Source organism: Hymenobacter sp. M1-2, from assembly GCF_057808495.1.
Map to the genome: position 1 here is coordinate 47,509 of NZ_JBTYZO010000003.1, position 20,934 is coordinate 68,442.

General features: G+C 58.6%; 18 protein-coding genes. 9 read left to right on the forward strand and 9 right to left on the reverse strand.

Translation table 11 applies throughout. The annotated features are described in order from the left end of the window. Nucleotides 1-278: 278 nt before the first annotated feature. Nucleotides 279-515, forward strand: a complete 237-nt coding sequence (locus ACYSMN_RS04150; protein WP_488922585.1) for a DUF2158 domain-containing protein — start codon at nt 279-281, stop codon at nt 513-515. Between the two features lie 140 nt (nt 516-655). Here ACYSMN_RS04150 and ACYSMN_RS04155 read toward each other — a convergent pair whose 3' ends face one another. After that, nucleotides 656-1,255, reverse strand: coding sequence for an HD domain-containing protein (locus tag ACYSMN_RS04155; RefSeq protein WP_488922586.1), 600 nt, complete (start codon nt 1,253-1,255; stop codon nt 656-658). Between the two features lie 98 nt (nt 1,256-1,353). Here ACYSMN_RS04155 and ACYSMN_RS04160 point away from each other — a divergent pair, with 98 nt between their 5' ends. Then, nucleotides 1,354-4,080: a cyclic nucleotide-binding domain-containing protein gene (locus tag ACYSMN_RS04160; RefSeq protein WP_488922587.1), complete on the forward strand. Its 2,727-nt coding sequence runs from the start codon at nt 1,354-1,356 to the stop codon at nt 4,078-4,080. A gap of 123 nt (nt 4,081-4,203) precedes the next feature. Here the strand turns inward: ACYSMN_RS04160 and ACYSMN_RS04165 are convergent, their stop codons facing one another. From ACYSMN_RS04165 to ACYSMN_RS04180, 4 genes are all read right to left on the reverse strand, one after another. After that, nucleotides 4,204-5,250: an adenylate/guanylate cyclase domain-containing protein gene (locus tag ACYSMN_RS04165; protein WP_488922588.1), complete on the reverse strand. Its 1,047-nt coding sequence runs from the start codon at nt 5,248-5,250 to the stop codon at nt 4,204-4,206. After that, the gene (locus ACYSMN_RS04170) at nt 5,240-5,635 is read right to left on the reverse strand and encodes a response regulator (protein WP_488922589.1); all 396 of its coding nucleotides are present in this window, start codon (nt 5,633-5,635) and stop codon (nt 5,240-5,242) included. Before ACYSMN_RS04170 ends, ACYSMN_RS04165 begins: the two co-directional genes overlap by 11 nt. A gap of 84 nt (nt 5,636-5,719) precedes the next feature. Next, the gene (locus tag ACYSMN_RS04175; RefSeq protein WP_488922590.1) at nt 5,720-7,099 is read right to left on the reverse strand and encodes a sensor histidine kinase; all 1,380 of its coding nucleotides are present in this window, start codon (nt 7,097-7,099) and stop codon (nt 5,720-5,722) included. Between the two features lie 100 nt (nt 7,100-7,199). Beyond that, a complete protein-coding gene (locus tag ACYSMN_RS04180; RefSeq protein WP_488922591.1) occupies nt 7,200-7,523 on the reverse strand; it encodes a hypothetical protein in 324 nt (107 codons plus the stop codon). A gap of 357 nt (nt 7,524-7,880) precedes the next feature. Here ACYSMN_RS04180 and ACYSMN_RS04185 point away from each other — a divergent pair, with 357 nt between their 5' ends. Together ACYSMN_RS04185 and ACYSMN_RS04190 are read left to right on the forward strand one after the other, a co-directional pair. Next, nucleotides 7,881-8,675, forward strand: a complete 795-nt coding sequence (locus ACYSMN_RS04185) for a thymidylate synthase (protein ID WP_488922592.1) — start codon at nt 7,881-7,883, stop codon at nt 8,673-8,675. Nucleotides 8,676-8,810: 135 nt separating this feature from the next. Continuing rightward, entirely contained in the window at nt 8,811-9,011 is a 201-nt protein-coding gene (locus tag ACYSMN_RS04190; RefSeq protein WP_488922593.1) for a hypothetical protein, read from the forward strand. Here the strand turns inward: ACYSMN_RS04190 and ACYSMN_RS04195 are convergent. The 3 genes from ACYSMN_RS04195 to ACYSMN_RS04205 all read right to left on the reverse strand — a co-directional run bounded on the left by ACYSMN_RS04195 (nt 9,008) and on the right by ACYSMN_RS04205 (nt 11,976). After that, on the reverse strand, nt 9,008-9,850 hold the full coding sequence (locus ACYSMN_RS04195) for an aminotransferase class IV (RefSeq protein ID WP_488922594.1): 843 nt from the start codon (nt 9,848-9,850) through the stop codon (nt 9,008-9,010). The genes ACYSMN_RS04190 and ACYSMN_RS04195 overlap by 4 nt on opposite strands. Nucleotides 9,851-10,132: 282 nt before the next feature. Beyond that, nucleotides 10,133-11,263, reverse strand: coding sequence for a DNA-processing protein DprA (gene dprA, locus ACYSMN_RS04200; RefSeq protein ID WP_488922595.1), 1,131 nt, complete (start codon nt 11,261-11,263; stop codon nt 10,133-10,135). Nucleotides 11,264-11,502: 239 nt separating this feature from the next. Next, the gene (locus ACYSMN_RS04205) at nt 11,503-11,976 is read right to left on the reverse strand and encodes a MerR family transcriptional regulator (protein ID WP_488922596.1); all 474 of its coding nucleotides are present in this window, start codon (nt 11,974-11,976) and stop codon (nt 11,503-11,505) included. A gap of 155 nt (nt 11,977-12,131) precedes the next feature. On the opposite strand from ACYSMN_RS04205, the gene alaS reads away from it, so the two are divergent. The 5 genes from alaS (at nt 12,132) to ACYSMN_RS04230 (ending at nt 19,894) form a co-directional block, all read left to right on the forward strand. Continuing rightward, complete coding sequence (gene alaS, locus ACYSMN_RS04210) at nt 12,132-15,017, forward strand: alanine--tRNA ligase (protein WP_488922597.1); 2,886 nt, start codon at nt 12,132-12,134, stop codon at nt 15,015-15,017. 149 nt (nt 15,018-15,166) lie between these two features. Next, nucleotides 15,167-15,850, forward strand: a complete 684-nt coding sequence (locus ACYSMN_RS04215) for a DUF1963 domain-containing protein (RefSeq protein ID WP_488922598.1) — start codon at nt 15,167-15,169, stop codon at nt 15,848-15,850. 39 nt (nt 15,851-15,889) lie between these two features. Continuing rightward, nucleotides 15,890-16,855: an LIC11966 family surface protein gene (locus ACYSMN_RS04220; protein WP_488922599.1), complete on the forward strand. Its 966-nt coding sequence runs from the start codon at nt 15,890-15,892 to the stop codon at nt 16,853-16,855. A 240-nt stretch (nt 16,856-17,095) separates the two neighbouring features. Further along, nucleotides 17,096-18,556 (forward strand): Asp-tRNA(Asn)/Glu-tRNA(Gln) amidotransferase subunit GatB, encoded by a 1,461-nt coding sequence (gatB, locus tag ACYSMN_RS04225; RefSeq protein WP_488922600.1) that lies wholly within the window; start codon nt 17,096-17,098, stop codon nt 18,554-18,556. 195 nt (nt 18,557-18,751) lie between these two features. Continuing rightward, nucleotides 18,752-19,894 (forward strand): redoxin family protein, encoded by a 1,143-nt coding sequence (locus ACYSMN_RS04230; RefSeq protein WP_488922601.1) that lies wholly within the window; start codon nt 18,752-18,754, stop codon nt 19,892-19,894. A 173-nt stretch (nt 19,895-20,067) separates the two neighbouring features. On the opposite strand, the gene ACYSMN_RS04235 is transcribed toward ACYSMN_RS04230, so the two are convergent. Continuing rightward, nucleotides 20,068-20,898, reverse strand: coding sequence for a hypothetical protein (locus ACYSMN_RS04235; protein WP_488922602.1), 831 nt, complete (start codon nt 20,896-20,898; stop codon nt 20,068-20,070). Nucleotides 20,899-20,934 lie beyond the last annotated feature (36 nt).

A 20,934-nucleotide genomic window follows, 5' to 3' on the forward strand; every position in this document is an offset into this window, starting at 1 on the left:
CGTCTCGCATTCGAGTGGCAGTGCAGCGGCACGAAAACAAGCCGCAAGAAGCCCCTGCTGTCTAAAACGCAGTAGAACAGCACAAGAAGAAAACAGCAGCGGCTCCAATACGGGCCGCTGCTGCTATTTAAGCGGTAGCCGTAGGTTTCAAGCACCATGTTCTTAACCGAGACGATTCTCGCTCGTATGAAAAACTGCCCCGGCAGGCCCACCGTGGAGGTTGGATTGCCGGGGCAGCGTATGGCGAATGGCTTTGCCGCTCTTAACAACATTATAATATGGCTGCTTTTAGAATCGGGGATACGGTGCGGCTCGCGACGGGCGGCCCTCTCATGCGGGTCCAGGCCCAGGACGGCGACTTGGTGACGTGCATGTATTTCAACAGCGCCGAAGCGCACGGTTCTTCGGAGCCGTTGGTGTTTCCGCAAGACACGCTGCAACCCGCCGCGCCCGACGAGAACCCCGAAAAACCCACGGACGAGGCCCGGGAAAACAGCAAGTTTGGCTACGCTTAGCGTACGGAGCGAGTGGGTTTCTACGTGCTGTCATCCTGACGAAGGAAGGACCTTAGGAGATGAGAACGAGGCGCTGATAGGCACGCTCTTCTAACGCCATAAGGTCCTTCCTTCGTCAAGATGACAGAAAAGAAGTGGGTTTATCCTAGCTCCAGTTGCGCTAGCCGTTCCTGCGCCTCGGCTAGGCGGACCTGTTTGGCCGTTTCCCGACGGGCGATGGCCGTGTGCGTCCAATAGTGATGCGTGCTGAGGAATTTCACCTGAATCTGGTACCAGGTCTTTTCGTCCGGGACTGTTCCGCGGGTGTGCAGCTCCGCAAAGAGCGTTTGGCTGATGGGCCAGAAATCGGGGCGGCCGAGGTAGTCCAGGTCCGCGTCGCAGAGGATTTGGGCCAAGTGGAGGTTGGCGGGGCTTTGTGGCATCTGCGTCGCCATGATCAGGCGGCAAATCAACTCGATCTGACTGGGTGAGTAGTTCATGCCGGGCAGCACCTGGCGGACCAGTTCGCAGCTGGCGGCTTCGTGGCCCTGGTAGGTGGTCAGGAAGCCGGAATCGTGGTAGAGGGCCGCGGTACGCAGCAAGGTTAGTTCTTCGGCATCTGTGATGCCTTCGGCGGCGGCCAGGGAACTAGCTTGTTCCGTTACGTCGAGGGTATGGTGCAGGCCGTGGTAGGTGAGGGCCGGTGAGAGGTGCTGGCGAAGCTGGGCTAGCACGTAGGTTTCGGCGCGTTGGTGGTCCATCGGGCGGGTAAGCAGGAGTAGAGGGCCGTAATTACAGGAAAAAACCCGTGTCTGCCGCGTCCGGCCACTATCTTGCGGCTTCTACCTGCTTTTCTAGGATGACACTACTTGCACGTTGGCAGCAATTGCTGGGGATTCGTCCCGAAGAGGGACGTACGGTGGGCCTTTTTTTCCTGCACAACTTCCTGCTGGGCATCGGCACCATCCTGGTCTACGTGTCGGCCAACGTGATTCTGCTTGAAAACAACCCCGAGCGGAATTTACCCCTGGCCTACGCGGTGGCGGCATTGCTGATGATAGGAGCGGGGCAAGTGTACGCCCATTACGAGCACCATTGGGGGTTGCAGCGCGTGGCCGTGCGGGTTCTGCTGGCCGTGGTGGCGCTTACCGGCGTGCTGGGCGTGCTGGTATTCGTGGGCCATTCGGTGGCGGCGGCCGTGGCCATCATGGCGGGGTACCGCGTTATTTATCTGCTCACCAACCTGGAGTTCTGGGGCGTTTCGGCGGTGGTGTTTGATGTGCGGCAGAGCCGGCGTCTGTTCAGCGTCATCAGTTCCGGCGACATGCCCGCCAAGGCGCTGGGGGCCGTGCTGGCCGTACTTATTCATCATCATACGGAGCTGCTGTGGCTGCTGCTCACGGCGTTTGGGGCCTATATGGGCGCCTTGCTCGTGCTGCAAGCCACCGGCCGCTCCCACGTGGTAGAAGCCCGCTCGGCGGCCCGCGGCCAACGCGCCCAGGCCGTTGCGCCCGGCTTGCAACGGTGGTTCGGAAGCAGCCGCCTGGTGCTGTCCATGTGCCTGGGCATGATGGCCATTGCGGCCGTCACCATCGGCATCGAGTACTCTTTCTTCGTCAACGTTAAGCACCGGTTCCACGACCAGTCGGTGGTGATGCGCTACGTGAGCAGCGTGCTGGGCCTGACGTACTTGCTGGCCCTCGTATTCAAGCTGCTTCTCACCAGCCAAACCCTCGACCGGGTAGGTATTCGGGGCACCTTGCTGGCGCTGCCCGGTACCTTGCTGCTGGGCCTGGGCTTGTTCGGGCTGCTGCCATTATTGCCATCAAGCAGCTCCGAAGACAGCCTGATGCTGTATTTCTGCGGCCTGTTCCTGGCGCTGGAAGTGCTGCGCCGGGCCGTGTTCGATCCGGTATTTCTGATCCTGTTTCAGCCCTTGCCCGCCGCAGAACGGTTGCAGGCGCACACCTTGGCCAAAGGCGTTTATGAGCCGCTAGGCATGGCTTTGGCCGGCCTGTTGCTGCTGGCTTTCCACAAGCAGCCGGCGCTCAACCAGCAGTTCACGTTCGGGTGGATGGCACTGCTGACGGTTGCCGCACTAGGCCTGCTCTACCGCACTTACAACCACTACCTCGCCGAGCTTCAGCACGCCGTCGGCCGCCGTTTCGCCCCGGCCGATGAGGTAGCCAGTACATCGCAAGAAGCAAGTATCGACGGCGCTACCGAGCCGCCCCTCGCCATTCCCGATTCAGCGGCCATTCAGGCTCTCATTGAGGCCCTCAGTACCAAAGTAACCCGCCCCGCCGCCACCGAGCAGCTACTGCAACTAGGAGAAGCGGCCCTGCCCGAACTCACTCACACCCTGCGCACCAGCACCGACGAGGCCCTGATTCGGCGGGTAGCGCAGCTGTGCGGACACGTGCGGCAGCCCGCCAGCCGCGCCGCGCTGGTTTCGCTGGCGCAGTTGCCGCACTTATTTCGCCGGGAAGCCGCATTACGGGCCCTGCGCGATTTCGAGCCAGTTGGGGCCGATGAGCCAGTATTCAGATCCTTGGTGCAGGAAGAAATGCGCCTGGCTCAGCACTTGGTGCGGGGACAGGCTACCACGGCCAGCGAAACCCTACGCACGAGCCTGGACTATGAGCTGAGCCGGAACCAGCAGCGCATATTTGGTTTGTTGCGGCGGCTCTACCCCTCCCAGATCATTACGGACACCGAGCGGGGCGTGCTCCACGCCACCCGCGAGCGGCAGGCCAACGCCCTCGAAATGCTCGACAACCTCATTCCGCGGCCGGTGTACCAAGGGCTGCAAACCCTGCTCGACGTGGCGCCTACCACCGAGAAAGCGCGCCGGTTCGAAGTGCTGCTCGGTCCGCCCAACCCGCCCACGCCTATCGTGCCCAGCATCATCGACCGGGGCGAGCAGGCCTATACCGACTGGACCATCAGTACGGCTCTGAGTGAGTGGGAGCCGCAATTGCATACCGTGGGCCAGGTGCTGCCCCACTTGCAGAGCCCCAACCGCCTCATTCAGCAGAGTGCCGTAACCGCGCTAGAACGTTTCGCCGAAGCCGCGCCCCAGGAGTACCAGCAACTGCTGGCCGCGCAGCCTTCTTTATCCTCTTTGCTCATGAGCCACCACGCCACCACCTCCCGCGTTTCCACCACGGAGCAGATTGCCCTGCTCAAGCACACCGCTCTTTTCGCCGAAACTCCCGAAAACGTGCTCAGCAGCATCGCGCCCATCATGAAAGAGGTGTCGTTTGAGCAAGGCCAGCAGATTTTTGCGAAAGGCGACCTGGGCACTTCGCTCTTCATCGTGCAGGAAGGGGAGGTTGGCATCTTCAACGGCGCGCAGCAGCTAGCCACCTTCCGCTCGGGCGACTTTTTCGGAGAACTGGCCCTGCTCGACGCCGAACCACGCTCCGCCTCGGCCGTCGCGCAAAGCTCCGTCGTAGCGTTTCGCCTCGACCAAGAGGATTTCTACGACGTGATGGAAGAGCGGAGCGAGGTGCTCCGCAACATCCTGCGGGTGCTTTGCAAGCGCCTGCGCCAGCAAAACGAGAAAATGCAGTTCCCCCAGTAGCGCGAAGCTCCAGCTTCGCGCATCGTTGAACAATTACACCCGCGCCACTAGCGCAACCGCCTAGGAACTCACCTACAGCTCATGTGCGGAACGGATTGCCGCGCTACATCTAGAGGCTCAGCCTTACGCCACTACCTCATAGATCATGACGGGCTGCGCTTTGTTCTTCAAGGTAACTTCCTTGATAGGCCGGCACTGAAACGACTCTTTCAGCTGCTGGTACGTGGCTTCCGTGACGATGATCTGGCCGGGCTGGGCCGCCGATTGCAGCCGTTGGCTCACGTTTACGGTGTCGCCAATGACGGTGTAATCGAGGCGTTTGAGCGAGGCCGAGCCGATGTTGCCCGACACCATTTCGCCGGTATTGATGCCGATGCTTACCTGCGGCTGGTACGAGCTGCCGTCGGGTAGCGTGTCCTGGTTGGCGTGCACCGCCGCGCGCACCGCCAGGGCGGCATCCACGGCGCGGTCGAGGTGGTAGTCGCCGCGGAAAACGGCCATTACGGCGTCGCCCATGAACTTATCCACGTAGCCGCCCTGCGCGATAATCTCCTTCACCATCTGGTCGAAGTAGGTGTTGAGCATAGTTACCACGTCGGCCGGCGCCAGTATCTCCGACAGCGCCGTGAAGCCGCAAATGTCGATGAAGACCACCGTGGCTTCCACCGTTTCGCTGGCCATGAGCTTGTTTTCGAAGCCCGGCCGGCCCATGAAGTTGAGCACCGTTTCGTCGACGTACATCTTCAGGATGTTGTTTTCCTGAATGGCTTGCAGCGTTTCCCGCAGCTGGCGCACCTGCTGCACGGTTTTCTCCATCGTTACTTCCAGGTCCTGAAAATCCACGGGCTTGCACACGAAGTCGAACGCCCCGCGGTTCATGGCCGTGCGGATGTTTTCCATGTCGCCGTAGGCCGATACCATCACGGTCTTGACGATGGGGTTGGCCTCGGGCATCTTGCTGAGCAAGGTCAGGCCGTCCATCACCGGCATGTTGATGTCGGAGAGAATGATGTCCAGATCGGGGTGGGCGTGCACGGTGTCCAGGGCTTCCTGGCCGTTGCTGGCAAACACGAACTCGTACACGTTTTCCCGGATTTTGCGCCGGAATTTTTGCTTGATGAGCAGCTCCAAATCCGCTTCATCATCTACGACCAGAATCTTAGTTTTCATGGCTGGCGAGCGAGGTCAGTTTGTCTTTGAGGGCGGCAAAGTCGACGGGCTTGGTGAGGAAATCGTTGGCCCCAAGCTGCATGGCTTGTTGGTAGCTCTCATCGTCGCCGTACGCCGTAATCATCATCACCTGCGGGGGCGTGGGGGGCGGGGCCGGATATTCCTGCTTGATGCGCTTGAGTAGCTCCAGCCCGCTCATACCCGGCATGTTGATGTCGGACAGAATGAGCACCACTTCCGAGGCGTGCTCGTGCAAGTAGGTCAGCGCGTCTTCGCCGGAGTAAGCAAATGAAAAGGAAAACTGCCCACTGCGAATTTCTCGCCGGAAGCGCTGCTCAAAAAGCGTGCGTACGTCAGTTTCGTCGTCTACTACCAGTATTTTCATCAGTGACAAAGCTAGTTGAAATAGGTGTTGGGAGAATGGCTGAGTTAGCGGAAGCGGAAAACCTGAATTCACTTATTTCCCTGGCTAGCCAGGTGGCAGCGTGATAATGAATTCAGTGCCTTCGCCTTCCTTCGATTCCGCCGTGAGGGTGCCACCGTGGCCTTTCGTGATGATGTCGTAGCTCAGCGAGAGGCCCAGGCCAGTGCCTTCGCCGGTGGGCTTGGTAGTGAAGAAAGGCTGGAAGATTTTCTGGCGTACCTCCTCCGAAATGCCAGTGCCGTTGTCGCGCACCCGCACCTCAACGCTGCCCGCCGCATTGCGGCAGGTGGTCACGCTCACGGTGGGGGCGTAGCCTTCCGGGTGACGCTCTTTCTGCTTCTGCACCGCGTAAAACGCGTTGGTAAACAGATTCAGCAGCACCCGGCCTAGGTCCTGCGAAACCCCGTTGATGGTGCCCAGCTCCCGGTCGAAGTTGGTAGTGAGCGTGGCGTTGAAGGTTTTGTCTTTGGCGCGCAGGCCGTGGTAAGCTAGGCGCAGGTACTCGTCGGCCAATGTGTTCAGGTCCACGGGTTGCCGCTCGCCGGTGCTGGCCCGGCTGTGTTCGAGCATGCCCCGTACAATGCCGGCCGCCCGCTGCCCGTGCTGCGTTATTTTCTGCAAGTTCTGTTTCAGGTCGCTTAGCAGCTCAGCTTCCAGTTCCGGGTCCCGATTGGGTTGCTGGCGTTCCTCTTCCAGCTCCTCAATCAGCTCCGCCGACACGTCGGAGAAGTTCGTGACGAAGTTGAGCGGGTTCTGAATTTCGTGCGCAATCCCGGCCGTGAGTTCACCCAAGGAGGCCATTTTCTCGCTTTGAATGAGTTGGGTCTGGGTGATTTTGAGTTCGTCCAGGGCCCGGCGCAGTTCTTCGGCTTGCTGGGTAAGGGTGGCCGTTCGTTCCTCGACTAGCCGCTCCAGCTCTATATTTTGTGCCTCAATGAGTCGCTTGGCTTTCTCTTCCTCCTCCCGCAGCAGACGCTCTTTTTCCAGATGCTTCTTCTGGTTGCGGGCAATGAAGATGAAAGCAATTAGCCAGAAGACGGAAAATGCACCGGCCGTGTCGAAGCCATCATCGTATTCCTTCAGCCAAGAGCTGCGCGCCAGCTCCAAGATTAGCTCCACCGACACCACGAGCATGAAGGGTAGCACCGCCAGCAGGATGGAGCGGGCGGGCCGATAGCTCAGAATCCGCAGCACTATCGCCACCACCACGCCCAGGACGAAGAGCAGGTAGATTTCATCCAACTGGTCGGTTTTCCAGCGAATCAGCAGCGCGAAAAGGTACAGCAACAAGCCCGGTACCCAGATCCAATTGAGCAGCGCGTTCAACCGGGGCATACGAGTTGGCAGATCGAAAAACCGGCGCAGCGCCCGCACGATCAGTAGTCCAACCAGAACAGTGAAAAAAACGGTACCGTCGACGCTCATAAGCAGAACCTGTGCAGACGCAGTATGGAAGGAGAGAAGAGTGCGAAACGAACCGGAACCTACTATTTAGCTCGGTCCCTGAAGCGCACGGCGGGTTAAGTTACTTTTTTTCGGAGCCTGGTTCACGTTTCTTCGGTCCCCAGCCCCTGGGAAGATTGACCGTCAACACAATCACCGGATTGGCGGTCCGCGACTCGCGTTTGCTGGTGAGCGTCTTTAGCTTGTTTTTTTCGCGGGAGAGCAGGATTTGCGCGTAGTCGCTCACCACCCCAACCAACGTCGGTACTGTCACGCGCACGGTCAGCTGCTGTTGCGGCGGCGGGGCGGGTGGCTTAGCGGGGTCGGCACCGGTAGCCGTCTGCGCCCATCCTTTCGTGCTGATAAGCAGGATAATAAGCAGCGCCGCAGGTGCACGAAGGGCCATTGAAGGATAGTTGGGGGCCTAAAGATGCTATTAAGTAGGGAGATTAAGAGACAGTTTTTGCTTCAGATAATGCCAGCAAATAGCGGGTGTGCTTACGGCAGGCCACCACTTGTAAACCTGTTCTCGCCAAGTTTCTGCTGTTGCTCATTAGGGTTTGGCAAGCCATAGCAAGTGAAACGCCGCTTGTCCAAGATGCAACACCACGGTCAGCAACCAGAAAAATAGCACAAGCCAGCTCGGACAGCTAGAATTGCGGGGTGAGCTGTGGCAACGGCTGGCTTTCCCTATTTTTGACTTCGCGACGGGTGCTCTACCAGCAGCCGGGCTTCCTGCTTTCGTCTTTCCTTACTCTTGCTCATGCGCCAGTACCACGCTCTTCTCCAGCACATTCTCGACCACGGCACCCGCAAAACCGACCGGACGGGCACGGGCACGCTCTCGGTATTCGGCTACCAGATGCGCTTCAATTTGCAGGAAGGCTTTCCGCTCGTCACCACCAAGAAAGTGCATCTGAAGAGCATCATCCACGAGCTGCTGTGGTTTTTGCGCGGCGATACCAACAACAACTCGCTCGAAGAAGTGGGCGTGAGCATCTGGCGGGAGTGGGCCGACGCCGACGGCAGCCTGGGACCCATCTACGGCAAGCAATGGCGCAGCTGGGCCGCCCCCGATGGGCAGAACATCGACCAGATTGCGGAAATGGTGCGCCTGCTCCGTACCCAGCCCGATTCGCGCCGCATGGTGGTATCTGCCTGGAACGTGGCCGAGCTGCCGCAAATGCGCCTCACGCCCTGCCACGCGCTGTTTCAGTTCTACGTGGCCGATGGCCGCCTCTCGTGCCAGCTCTACCAGCGCTCCGCCGACGTGTTCCTGGGCGTGCCATTCAACATTGCGTCCTATGCCTTGCTCACGCTGATGATGGCCCAGGTAACCGGCTTGCAGCCCGGCGAGTTCATCTGGACCGGCGGCGACACCCATCTCTACAGCAACCACTTGGAGCAAGCCCGCACCCAGCTTGGTCGAGGACCCCGCGCGCTGCCGCAAATGCACCTCAACCCCGAAGTGACGGATATTTTTGGGTTTCAGTACGAGGACTTTCGCCTGGAAAACTACGACCCGCACCCCGCCATTAAGGCACCGGTAGCCGTGTAAATATCAGGATGCAAAGCCCACCGCCAAGCTCCTACTAAGCTCGACATTATTAGATCGAACCAAGAACCTATATCACCGAAAAATTTAATATCAGTTTGAAAATCTAAACTCGACCGTAGCTGCGTAGCTGCGGCTATGAATCACCGTACCAGTCCCATTGAACCCAAGCCGTTGTCGCGTCAGCATCGGACCTGGATAGCACTTTATTCTCTTGATGCGCAGCAGCAAAGTCGAGCCGAAGTGTTAGCTATCAACGATGTAACAGAAGAAGATTTAGTCGAATTTGAGGAAGGCTGGCTGAAACTACGCTCTCGCCCGACCGCCCCCACGCGCTAAGGCTGCTGTTCCTTCGTCTCCCAGTGCCGCAGTTGCATTAGTAGCTCGTGCTCTGGCTCCAGTACTATTGACCCCAGCCGGTGAACGACCCGGATACCGGCCACATTGGCCGTAAACACTGCTTCAGCTGCCGCTAGCTCTTCCGGCCCGGCCAGTACTTCGTGCGTTACAATACCACGCTGCCGGGCCACTTGCAGCAGATGTGCCCGCCGCACCCCGGCCACGCAGCCAGTGGCAAGCGGTGGCGTGAAGAGATGCTCGTCCCTAATCCAAAACACCGCCGCCACTACGCTTTCCGCTACGTGGCCCGCCGCGTCCAGCAACAATAGCTCATCAAGCCCCCGCTGCTGCCGCTCCCGTGCCGCTAGCACGTAGATCAAGCTGTTTGGCCCCTTACAAAAGGATACCGGTGAAAGTTGGATGCGGACGGTTTGGGCAAAGTCAGCGGTGGAAATGATACTATCATTAGCCTGAAAAGGTCGGACGGTGGCCAGCCAGTTCACGGCCGACGTTTCGGGTGCGTACAGCCCACCGCCGGCGCGCCATAGTTGCAAGCGTATTCGGTAGGAACTGCTAGTCTCCGGCTGCTCCGTTGTAGCTGAAGCCAGCTGGTTCAGCGTACCCGTCAGGCTTTCGGCTGAAGCTAGGGTAGCAGGCAGTTCTAGGCCCAACGCGGCAGCGGCTTGCTGCATTCGTGCTATGTGGTGTGGCAGGTAGCGGATGCCACCACCAGCCCACACCATCGTCTCAAAGAACCCATCATTGAAAAACAGCCCCCGATTGGGCAGAGGCAGAGTAAAGCCGGATTCAGGGAGCAACTGGCCGTTGTAGAGAAGCATCAGTGTTGAGTGCGGGTGCTTAATGTCGTTTGTTGTTTTCCTTGCGGTATAACGTTCGTTTGCGAGGGAGTTCTAGCTAACTCCAGTTTCGGAGCAGCCGCATAGCGGCTCAAGGATTGTAGAAACCCAGGTCTAAAACGACCTCGCGCCGCGTAGCGGTGCCAGATCAGTGGGCGTCTCTGGCACCGCTACGCGGCGCTACCTCTAGAACCGATCTGAGGCTACAAACCTGTCGTCGCTACGCGGCTATTCCGAAACGTGGGGTAGCTGAAAGAATACAACTCACACCAACGCGAACCGCTTACCGGGCAGCGCCCTAAGCAACCCCCGAAACTCCAAGCCCAGCAGGAGCGAGGCCACTTGATGCACGGGCAACTGCGCTTTCCAGGCCAGCGCGTCGAGGTGTTCTTCGCGGGCCGCGGCAGCTTGCAGCACGGTGAGCAGGCCAAACTCTTCAGTTGTGAAATCCAGCGGGTCGTAGCTGGTAGGGCCTTTGAACTTGCCGTTGAGATGCAGAGCCGCGTCCCAATTGAGCAGTTCCTCCAAATCCCGTGGCTCGGAATACAGCGCGGCTTTGTTGGTTTTGATCAACTCGTGGCAGCCTTCGGAAGCCGCCGAGCCGAGCGGGCCGGGGATGGCCAGCACGTCCCGGTCGTAGCCCTGAGCCAGGTCGGCGGTGATGAGGGCGCCGCCTTTTTTCGCGGCTTCCACTACCACCGTGCCATCGGCGAGGCCGGCGATGATGCGGTTGCGCGCCGGGAAGTTGTATTTGTCGGGCGGGGTGCCGAAAGGGAATTCCGTGAGCAGTCCGCCCTGGGTGAGCATTTTCTCGGCGGTTTTGCGATGCGCGTGCGGGTAGATGACGTCCAAGCCGGTGGCCATCACGCCCACGGTTTCCAGTCCTTCTTGCAAAGCGGCGCGGTGGGCGGCAATGTCAATGCCGTAGGCCAGGCCGCTCACAATTAGCGGCTGGTGCGAGGCAATGCCCTGCACCAGCCGTTCGGTTTGCTCGCGGCCGTAGTCGGTGGCCTGGCGGGTGCCGACGAGGGCTACAGTTTTGGGATGGTTGAGGTCGGCGGTGCCTTGGTAGTAAAGCAGCACGGGCGCGTCGGGTAGCTGCTTGAGCCGCGCCGGGAACTGCTTGCTGGTGTAGAACAGCAACTGCACGCCGTCTTTCTCCGCTTTCCGCACCGACTCCTCCGCTCGCCGTAGCGCCGTGCTACGTTCCGCACCCGTAAGTACAGCCACTGTGGCGGGTCCTACTCCCGGAATCTTGCGCAACTTGCCCGGCGGCAGGTGCAGCACGTTCCGGGCCGAGCCGCCGTAGCTCATCAGCTGCCGCGTAAGTTGCGGCCCAACGCCAGAAAAGAGAGTAAGCGCGACTTCGTGGAGGAGGGTATCGGTATCGTTCATATATAAGTGGCCTTACGGTGGCCTCACCCCCTAGCCCCCTCTCCCCTAGGAGAGGGGGCTAGGGGGTGGTTGAGGGTTGGTAGAATTAAATTTGGTAGAATTAAATGTAGAGCTAGGAGTCGTTCAACGAGTTTACCACCCCGGCCTGCGGCCACCCCTCCTTAAAAAAGGAGGGGAGTTGGACTAGAACTAGAGCTAGTTCCCCCTCTCCCTTTGGAGAGGGGGCTAGGGGGTGAGGTCTACCCCGGCGTCTTGCCAATTTCATCCAGCTCCTTCTTCATCTGCACCATGAACTTGCGCACTTTCTCCAGGCTCTGAATTACATCGATTTTCTCCTTGAGCTGCGGGCCTTTCTGCTTGAGCATATCGCGGGCGCCGGGAATGGTGTAGCCGCGCTCTTTTACCAAGTGGTAGATGGTGCGGAAGATATCCACGTCCTGGGGCGTGTAGAGGCGGTTGCCTTTCTTGCTTTTGCGCGGGCGCAGCTCCTCAAACTCGGTTTCCCAGAAGCGGATCAGCGACGGCGCCACGTTGAACTGCGCCGCCACTTCGCCAATAGTAAAGTATTGCTTCTCGATTTCGCGCTCTTTGTACGGCATGGGGGCGAGCAGTAGCGCGAAGCTCCAGCTTCGCGCATCGTTGAACATCATCAGTAGCACGACACGAACGAGGCACCAAGCTGGAGCTTCGTGGTGCTGCTCTTCGTTTCGCATTCCAAGTCAAGCCGGCTACCTTTGCCGACTACGCACCTACAATGCGTTGCGAAAAGTAGCCAAAATACCGGCCGTTGCCAATTCCAATGGTCGAGCCGGTGATACTTAACGACCCTTACGACCCGCCAAGCCGGCGCTTGGCGTTACTTCTGCCCATGTCACTCCCTACCGCCAGCCACGTCCGCCAGCAATTCCTCGATTTCTTCGCTTCTAAAGGCCACCACATCGTGCCCTCGGCGCCGATTGTGGTGAAGGACGACCCGACGCTGCTGTTCATCAACTCGGGCATGGCCCCGTTCAAAGATTATTTTCTCGGCAACAAGCCCGCCCCGTTCAAGCGCATCGCCGACACCCAAAAATGCTTGCGCGTAAGCGGCAAGCACAACGACCTGGAAGAGGTAGGCTACGACACCTATCACCACACCATGTTCGAGATGCTAGGCAACTGGTCGTTTGGCGATTATTTCAAGAAGGAAGCCATTGCCTGGGCCTGGGAACTGCTCACTGACGTCTATAAATTGCCTAAAGACCGCCTCTACGTCACCTACTTCGAGGGCGACGAGGGCGACAAGCTGGCCGCCGACACCGAAACGCAGGCCCTCTGGCGGCAGTACGTGGCCGAGGAGCGGATTCTGCCCGGCAACAAGAAGGACAACTTCTGGGAAATGGGCGACACCGGCCCTTGCGGCCCCTGCACTGAAATCCACATCGACCTGCGCGACGAGGACGAAATAGCGCAGAAATCTGGCCGGGAGCTGGTGAACGCCGACCACCCGCAGGTAGTGGAAATCTGGAACAACGTGTTCATGGAGTTTCAGCGCCTGGCCGATAAGTTGCTGGTGAAGTTGCCGGCCCAGCACGTGGATACGGGCATGGGCTTCGAGCGCCTAATGATGGCCGTGTCGGGCGTGAAGTCCAACTACGACACCGACGTGTTCCAACCCCTTATTCAGTTCATTGCCAAGGAAGTGGGCTTGGAATATCATGGCACCGCGCCTGCCACGGTGACCGACCAGCCAGCCACGGAGAATGAGAAGACGGACATTGCCATCCGGGTCATTGCCGACCATATTCGGACCATTTCGTTCACCATTGCCGACGGCCAGCTGCCCTCGAATGTGAAGGCTGGTTATGTGATTCGCCGCATTTTGCGCCGGGCCGTGCGCTACGCCTTCTCCTCGCTGAACCAGAAGCAGCCCTTCCTCTACAAGCTAGTGCCTGTGCTGGCCGACCAGATGCAGGGCATTTTTCCCGAGTTGAAGCAACAGACGCAATTCGTGCAGCGCGTGGTTGAGGAAGAGGAAATTTCCTTCCTCAAGACGCTGGAAAAAGGTTTGCATAGACTACATGGCCTAATAGTAGATAGATTCAAAGAATTGAGTTCTATGGTTCCTATTGCTGTATTTACTTCGGGTAAGGGTCCTGAAGAAATTAGAAGGAATATTGTTCAGAAGTTTTATGAAGATTTAGCTAAGGACTTACGTCTGAGTAATTTTCATGATCTGCTCACGGATGTTAGCTACGATAATCACATAGAAGGATATTATCAGCAAGCGCTCGATACATTTAAGAGAGAAGGAATGATTATCGGCGGCAAAACCGCTTTTGAATTGAGCGACACCTTCGGTTTCCCGCTGGACCTCACGGCGCTTATTGCCCGCGAAAGAGGGCTAACCGTGGACGAGGAAGGCTACAAGAAGGCCTTGGAACACCAAAAAGAGACCAGCAAGAACGCCCAGGAAACCGACCAGAGCGACTGGACCATCGTAACGCCTTCCGAGGAACAGCCCGCTTTCGTGGGCTACGACCAGCAGGAAGCGCCGGCCCACATTCTGCGCTACCGCAAGATCACCGCTAAGGGCAAAACCGAATACCAGGTGGTGCTCGACCAAACGCCGTTCTACGCCGAGTCGGGCGGGCAGATTGGGGATACGGGCTACCTCGAATCGGGGCTGAGCAAGGTGCGTGTGCTGGATACCAAGAAGGAAAACGACCTCATCGTACACACCGTGCTGGACTTGCCCCAGGATTTGGAGGCTACTTTCACGGCTCGTTTTGATGCGACCCGCCGCGCCCAGATTCAACGCAACCACACCGCCACGCACCTGCTGCAAGCCGCCCTGCGCGAAGTGGTGGGCCCGCACGTGGCGCAGAAAGGCTCCTTGGTAAACGAGAAGCTGCTGCGCTTCGGCTTCTCGCACTTCACCAAAGTAACCGACGACCAGTTGCGCCAGGTGGAAACTCTCGTGAATGCCCGCATTCGGCAGCAAATTCCGCTGGATGAGCGCCGCAATGTGCCCATTGCCGAAGCCAAAGCCCTGGGCGCCACGGCGCTGTTCGGGGAGAAATACGGTGAGTTCGTGCGCGTCATCACCTTCGACCGGGACTTCTCGGTGGAGCTGTGCGGTGGCACCCACGTGCGCACCACCGGCGACATCGGCTTCTTCAAAATCACGTCGGAAAGCGCCGTGGGTGCCGGCGTGCGCCGTATAGAAGCCGTGACGGCCGAAGCCGCCGAAGCCTACGTGAACCAGCAGCTCGACCTGCTGCAACAGGTGCGCGAGGCGCTGGGCAATCCGCAGCACCTGCTCACCAGCCTCGAAAAACAGACCGAGGAAGTTGCCAGCCTGCGCAAGCAAATCGAGCAGTTTGCTCAGCAGAGCATCAACCAGCAGAAAGACCAGCTGGCCGGCCAAGTAAAACCCCTACACGGCGTCAGCTTCCTTGCGGCTCAGGTGCAGGCTTCCTCCGCCGACAGCCTCAAAACCCTGGCCTTCAACCTCCGCCAGACGGTGCCCAACCTGGTAGCCGTGCTCGGCGCCGAAATCGACGGTAAGCCACAACTGGCCGTCATGCTCGATGACGAACTGGCTAAAGCCGGCAAGCTCAACGCCAGCACGCTGGTCCGGGAGCTGGCCAAGGAAATCCAAGGCGGCGGCGGCGGGCAGCCGTTCTTCGCCACGGCCGGCGGCAAGAACGTAGCCGGGCTAGGAGCCGCTATTGCGAAGGCCGAGGAATTGGTGGGGAAGAGTCTAGTCTAAGAAGTATCAGCGTAAGTATAAGCCGGCCCTGTTGAGGGGCCGGCTTTTTTTTGACTTTTTTTCTTTATGAAGAAATAATATTCCTATTTCAGCCCGTGTTTATGAATGAGCTAGAATCTGAACAGTTATTACGTCAGCAATTGGAGCGTTTGCTTCTGCAAAGAAGTACGCTTATTCTAACGAGGCAGGAGCAGCCGGCTGCCACGCAGTTACTATCACACATCGGTGGCGACCCGTATTTTGAAATCGGGGAGGAGTGGCCGATAAATCCTGACACCAAGCAGCCGCTGGAATTGATATTCCAGCTGGTGAATGAGGGTAACCTGAATTGGCCTTTTTCAGCGCAGATACTACAGTTTTACCACAACTATTATGAGGGTGAATTGCCGTTCGATGAGAGCCACGAGCCCAAAGACTACTGTCTGAAGCTCTATCCAACGATAAAGCCCGAGAAACAGATCCTGCTGACCCGGCCGGCCAATTTGCCGCCCATTCAGTTTAGCCGCATAATGGTGCGTTCCGAACCCTCGTTGCCAGACGATGATGAATTGGAGTACATCAGCCCGGAAACGGAGAAGCTCTGCCAGCAGATAGCGCCTGACGATTGGCAGGCCGTCTACAATCAAGCCGTGGAGGCGCTAATCGGGGAGCAGAACCTGGGCTCATGGGTGGGCGGCTACGCTCGTTGGCTGCAAGGCGCCCACCCAACCGGCAATTTCTGGTTGCAGTTCGATAGCACGGAAGACTTTTCCTGGGGCGACGCCGGCTTGCTTTACTTCTTCTCCGACCCGGAAAACCCAACGCATATTTCCTTTCAACTTCAATGCTGCTAACACGCGGCCAAGTATCACTTAACCTTTTTATTGTTGCCCATGCGTCTTTTTACTCTTGCCACGGCTGCTTTGCTGGCCGCTTTTACTACCACTGCCCGGGCCCAGGCTTTCACCGACCCCGGTGCCTACAACAACGCCATTGTGGCTGAGCAGCTGATTATGCAGAAGAAGTGTCTGCGCTATATCAGCAAGTCGGCGCACAGCGAGAATGAACGCAAGATTGAAGCCCGCCGCCAGGACGTGGTGGAACAGAACAAGGCTTCGTTGGCGAAAATCTCGCACATGCCGGGCTTCCAGGGCAACACCGAATTCCGGGACAAAGCCAAGGCCGCGTTCCAGCAGATGCTGGCCGTGTATTCCGTAGACTACAAGCAGGTGAACTCGCTGGCCGCCAGCCGCACGCAGAGCCTAGAAGCCATGCAGCGCTATTTCGATGCGCTGGAGGTGGCCGAGGCTAAGCTGGAAGTGGCCGGCGACAGCGTAGAAATGGCCCAGCAACGGTTTGCGGCCCGCTTCAAAATGACGGTGTCCGAAGCACCCGAAACGCGCAAAATGAACGCCATTATTCGGCAGGTGTCGGAGGTTAACACCTACCAGCACAAGGTATTTCTTGCGTTTTTTCGCGTCGAGAAAGCCAGCGCTAAACTCACCGACGGCTTGAACGCGCAGAACGCCAAAGCCTTTGAAGATGCTCGCGCGCAACTGGCCGTCGAAACCGATAAGGCGCTGGTTGAATTGGAGGCCGTACCAGCCTTTCGCGGCAAGGATGTTCAGTACCGTGATGCCGCCCGCGACTATGCAAAGTTCTACGTGATTTGGAGTGCCAATCAGTTCAAAAAAATGACCGAGCTGATCGAGCAGAAAGACCACCTCACTAAAGTAGATGTGGATACATTCAATGGCTACATTACCGCGCTCAACAACCAAAGCCGCAAGCTACTGGACGCTTACAATCGCGCCGGCAACAACTTCCAGTCGGCTTATATCCCGGTCTTCAACGACTAAACGCAACTCCGTCCGGCGACCTTTCCGCTGTTTGACTAACGAAAGTCTGCGCCGCTAGAACGCGGTGACGAAGCAAGATTCGCTTACCGCGGCCGGTCGGTCTGCTGAAAAGAGCGGGCCGACCGGCTTCGTTTTATTAACCTGCTTCAGTCGAAAATTGGCGTTGCCGCCTCCGGCTGAATAGTGCTTAACTTGCGGCACCATTCGCGCAGCCACGTAATCTGCGCCAATCAGCGATTCATGGACGAAAGTATCAAAGCCAACTACCAGCCTGTTATCGGCCTCGAAGTGCACGCGCAGCTGCTCACGCGCAGCAAAATGTATTCTTCGGATGAGAACGAGTACGGCGCGCTGCCCAACAACAACCTGAGCGTCATCACGCTGGGCCACCCCGGCACGCTGCCCCGCGTGAACCTCACGGCCGTGGAGTATGCCATGAAAATGGGCCTGGCCACCAACTGTCACATCCGCCGCGACAACCTGTTCGCGCGCAAAAACTACTTCTATCCCGACTTGCCCAAGGGCTACCAGATCACGCAGGACAAAACGCCCATCTGCACCGGCGGCCACGTCGATATCCGCCTTTCCGACGGCTCCACCAAGAAAATCGGCATCACCCGCATTCACATGGAGGAAGACGCGGGCAAGAGCATGCACTTGGCCGGCGAAGTGGAAACGCTCGTGGATTTGAACCGCGCCGGCGTGCCGCTGATTGAGATTGTGTCGGAGCCGGACATCCGCACGGCCGAGGAAGCCTACGCCTACCTCACCGAAATCAAGAAGCTGGTGCAGTACCTGGGCATCTGCGACGGCAACATGGAAGAAGGTTCGCTCCGTTGCGACGCAAACATTTCCGTGATGCGGAAGGGCGCCGAGAAGTTCGGCACCAAGGTGGAAGTGAAGAATATGAATTCCTTCCGCAACGTGCAGCGGGCCATCGAATACGAGATTGAGCGGCAAATTGCGCTAGTCGAAGCCGGCGAAACGATAGACAGCGAAACGCGCGGCTTCGACGCGGCCACCGGCACCACCAGCGGGCAGCGCAGCAAGGAGACGATGAACGACTACCGCTACTTCCCGGAGCCGGATCTGCCACCCGTCATCATCGACGATGCCTGGCTGCACCGCGTACAGGCCGAGTTGCCGGCCCTACCGCAGCAGCTCTACGCCCGCTTCACCGGCGAGCTAGGCTTGTCGGACTACGATGCCACGGTGCTGACGGCGGAGAAGGATACGGCGCTGTTTTTCGACGAGCTGACCCGCCTCACGCCCAATGCCAAAGCCGCCGCCAACTGGGTGACCGGCCCCGTGAAAGCCTACCTCAACGAGCGGGCCCTCACCCTGGACCAGTTCCCGCTCACCCCGCAACACCTAGCCGACATCATTCAGCTCATCGACGAAAACAAGGTGGGTCACTCGGTAGCCAGCAAGCAGCTGTTTCCCTACCTGCTCGACAACCCCACGCAAACTGCGGCCGCCGCGGCCGAAGCGCAGGGCCTGTTGCAGCAGCCCCAGGATGCCGGGGCGCTGGAGGCGATGGTGCAGCAGGTGCTGGACGCCAACCCGGCCAAGGTGCAGGAGTACCGCGCCGGCAAAAAGTCGCTCACCGGTATGTTTATGGGCGAATTGATGAAGCTAACCGGTGGCAAAGCTGACCCCAAACTGGCCAATCAGCTCCTGCGCCAGAAGCTCGACGCTTAGCCGGAACTCATTGCCGAGGTCCTTACGGCTCAGAATGCTTTGCTGAACGATGCTGCCTCGCGCGTGTTATAGCCCAGACGGGGTGGCAGCTTTGGCCGGGCTCTTTCCTGGCCCCGTATGCTTCCGGCAACTTGTGGTTGTAATGCTTGTCTTTCTCGAAACCTATGCCGGCGCGCTGCCGGTTTTCCACTGAATATGCTGAAAATGAAAAGTCTGCTGTTTGTTGGGGCTGTGCTGTGCATGGCCAATGCCTGCACTAAAAACTCGACGCCTACCACGGGCGGAGCCACTACGGGCGGTTACCAGCTCAGCGGCCAGCTGACCAATGCCCCGGCCGGCACGAAAGTGTACCTGGCCGAGCTAGGCGAAACCCAGTTCATCTCCCGCGACACCACCACCGTCGACGAGAAAGGCCAGTTCCGTTTCACGGGCACCGTGCCCGAGTCTGGCCTCTACCAGGTGAAAACTACCGACCAAAGCCAAGTGCTGGTAGCCCTGAGCAACGGCGGCAGCGTGGAAATCACCGGCGACGCCCAGAAATTGAGCGATACCTACGCCGTGAAAGGCTCCAAAGACTCGGAGCTATTGCAGCAGCTTAGCCGCACCATGCAGCAGTCGAAGACGCAAATGACCAAGCTGGAAGCGCGCTACAAGCAGAACGTGGAGGCCAACCGCCCCGACTCCATGCAGACCATTGAGAAGCAGTTCTACGCCGCGCAGGCCCGCAGCACGGGCAGCGTCAAGACTCTGGTGAGCCAGAATCCGAAGTCGGTGGTTTCGGCCTTCGTGGTGGCTAATTTGCTTAACCCGGAAGAGCAGTTCGGCTTCATCGACTCGATGACTACACAGTTCAAAACCACGCTGCCCGACTCGCGCTACACCAAGGCCCTCGTGGCCAAAGTGGAGCCTATGCGCTCCACGGCCGTGGGCGCCGCCGCGCCAGAAATCAGTCTGGCGGCCCCCGATGGGAAGGCCGTGCCGCTGAGCAGTCTGCGTGGCAAGTACGTGCTCATCGACTTCTGGGCCTCGTGGTGCGGACCCTGCCGCCGCGAAAATCCCAACGTGGTGAAAGCCTACAACAAGTTCAAAGACAAGGGTTTCGAAATCTACGGCGTGAGCTTCGACCAAGACCGTGACAAATGGCTCAAAGCCATCCAAGCCGACGGCCTTATCTGGAAACACGTTTCGGACCTGAAAGGCTGGGAAAGCGCCGCCGGCCAAACTTACAGCATCAAGTCCATTCCCGCCTCCCTTCTGCTCGATCCACAAGGCCGCATCATTGCCAAAAACCTGCGCGGTGAGGCCCTGGAAGCCAAGCTGGCCTCGGTGCTGAAGTAGGGTTGAATGGTTAAATGGCTGAATGGTTAAATGGTTGGTCGTTCTGCAAGAAAACGGCCCGCTTCCTTTTAGGGAGCGGGCCGTTTTCTTTTCTTCGGCGTTTGTCTGGTTGAACAACCAACCATTTAACCATTCAACCATGCAGCCATTTAACCATTCAACCATTCAACCATTCAACCCAGAAACATGCGTTGCATGGCTTGCCAGAGCTGCTTTTTGCGGCCCGCGTCGTATTCGAGCATCTTGACCTCACTGGCGCCGAGGAAGGCGGTGTCGCCGTAGAGCAGGACGGGCTCGTAGGGCTGGGTGGTGTACACGGCCACGTCGAGCAGGTTTTTTCCGAAAGCCAGGAACTGCTTGGCCGCTAGGTGTTGCCGTAGTGAACACAAGGCCACCGGAAATTTCTCGTGCTCCACGTTCACCAGCACCACGTCTTCCATCACCAGCCCAATGGCTTTGAGGATGTTATTGAGGAACACATTGCGGGGCAATTTGCGAAACTCCTCCGCCGACAAACGTACCAAAATCAGCAGGCCCTTGGCGTTGCTGCCCAGCGTGGCAAACGGAATGTGCGCCACCGGCGACTGCGTAGGCGTAGGCTGAATGCGGCCCGGCTGCGAAGGAGGCGCCGCCGGAGCCGCCGGCAGTTCGGCCAACGTCAGTACCGTAAACAGTGGGCCTAACTCAACCGGGGCGGGAGTTGCGACGGGAGCCACAACAGCAGGCTCCGTTGGCTTGGTTAGAGCTTCACTGGCTGGAACACCTGGTGTTGGAGGCACCACGGGAGCCGCTGTTGCGGCAACGGCTTCTACTGGAGCAGCAACGGCTGGTGGAACCGGAACGGGGGGTATGCTGGCGGCCACTGGGGCTGCTGCCGTAGCGGCAACTGGCGCCGGAACTACGTCTGGCGCTTGCGGCGAGGCGGCGGCTGGCTCCGGCACCACGTAGAGCGACACATCGGTGTAGAAGTTCTGAAAGAAAGCCAGGGAGGCGGCAGTATCCATAGTAAGAGAAAATGTAGCGTGGGCTTTAGCCCGCAG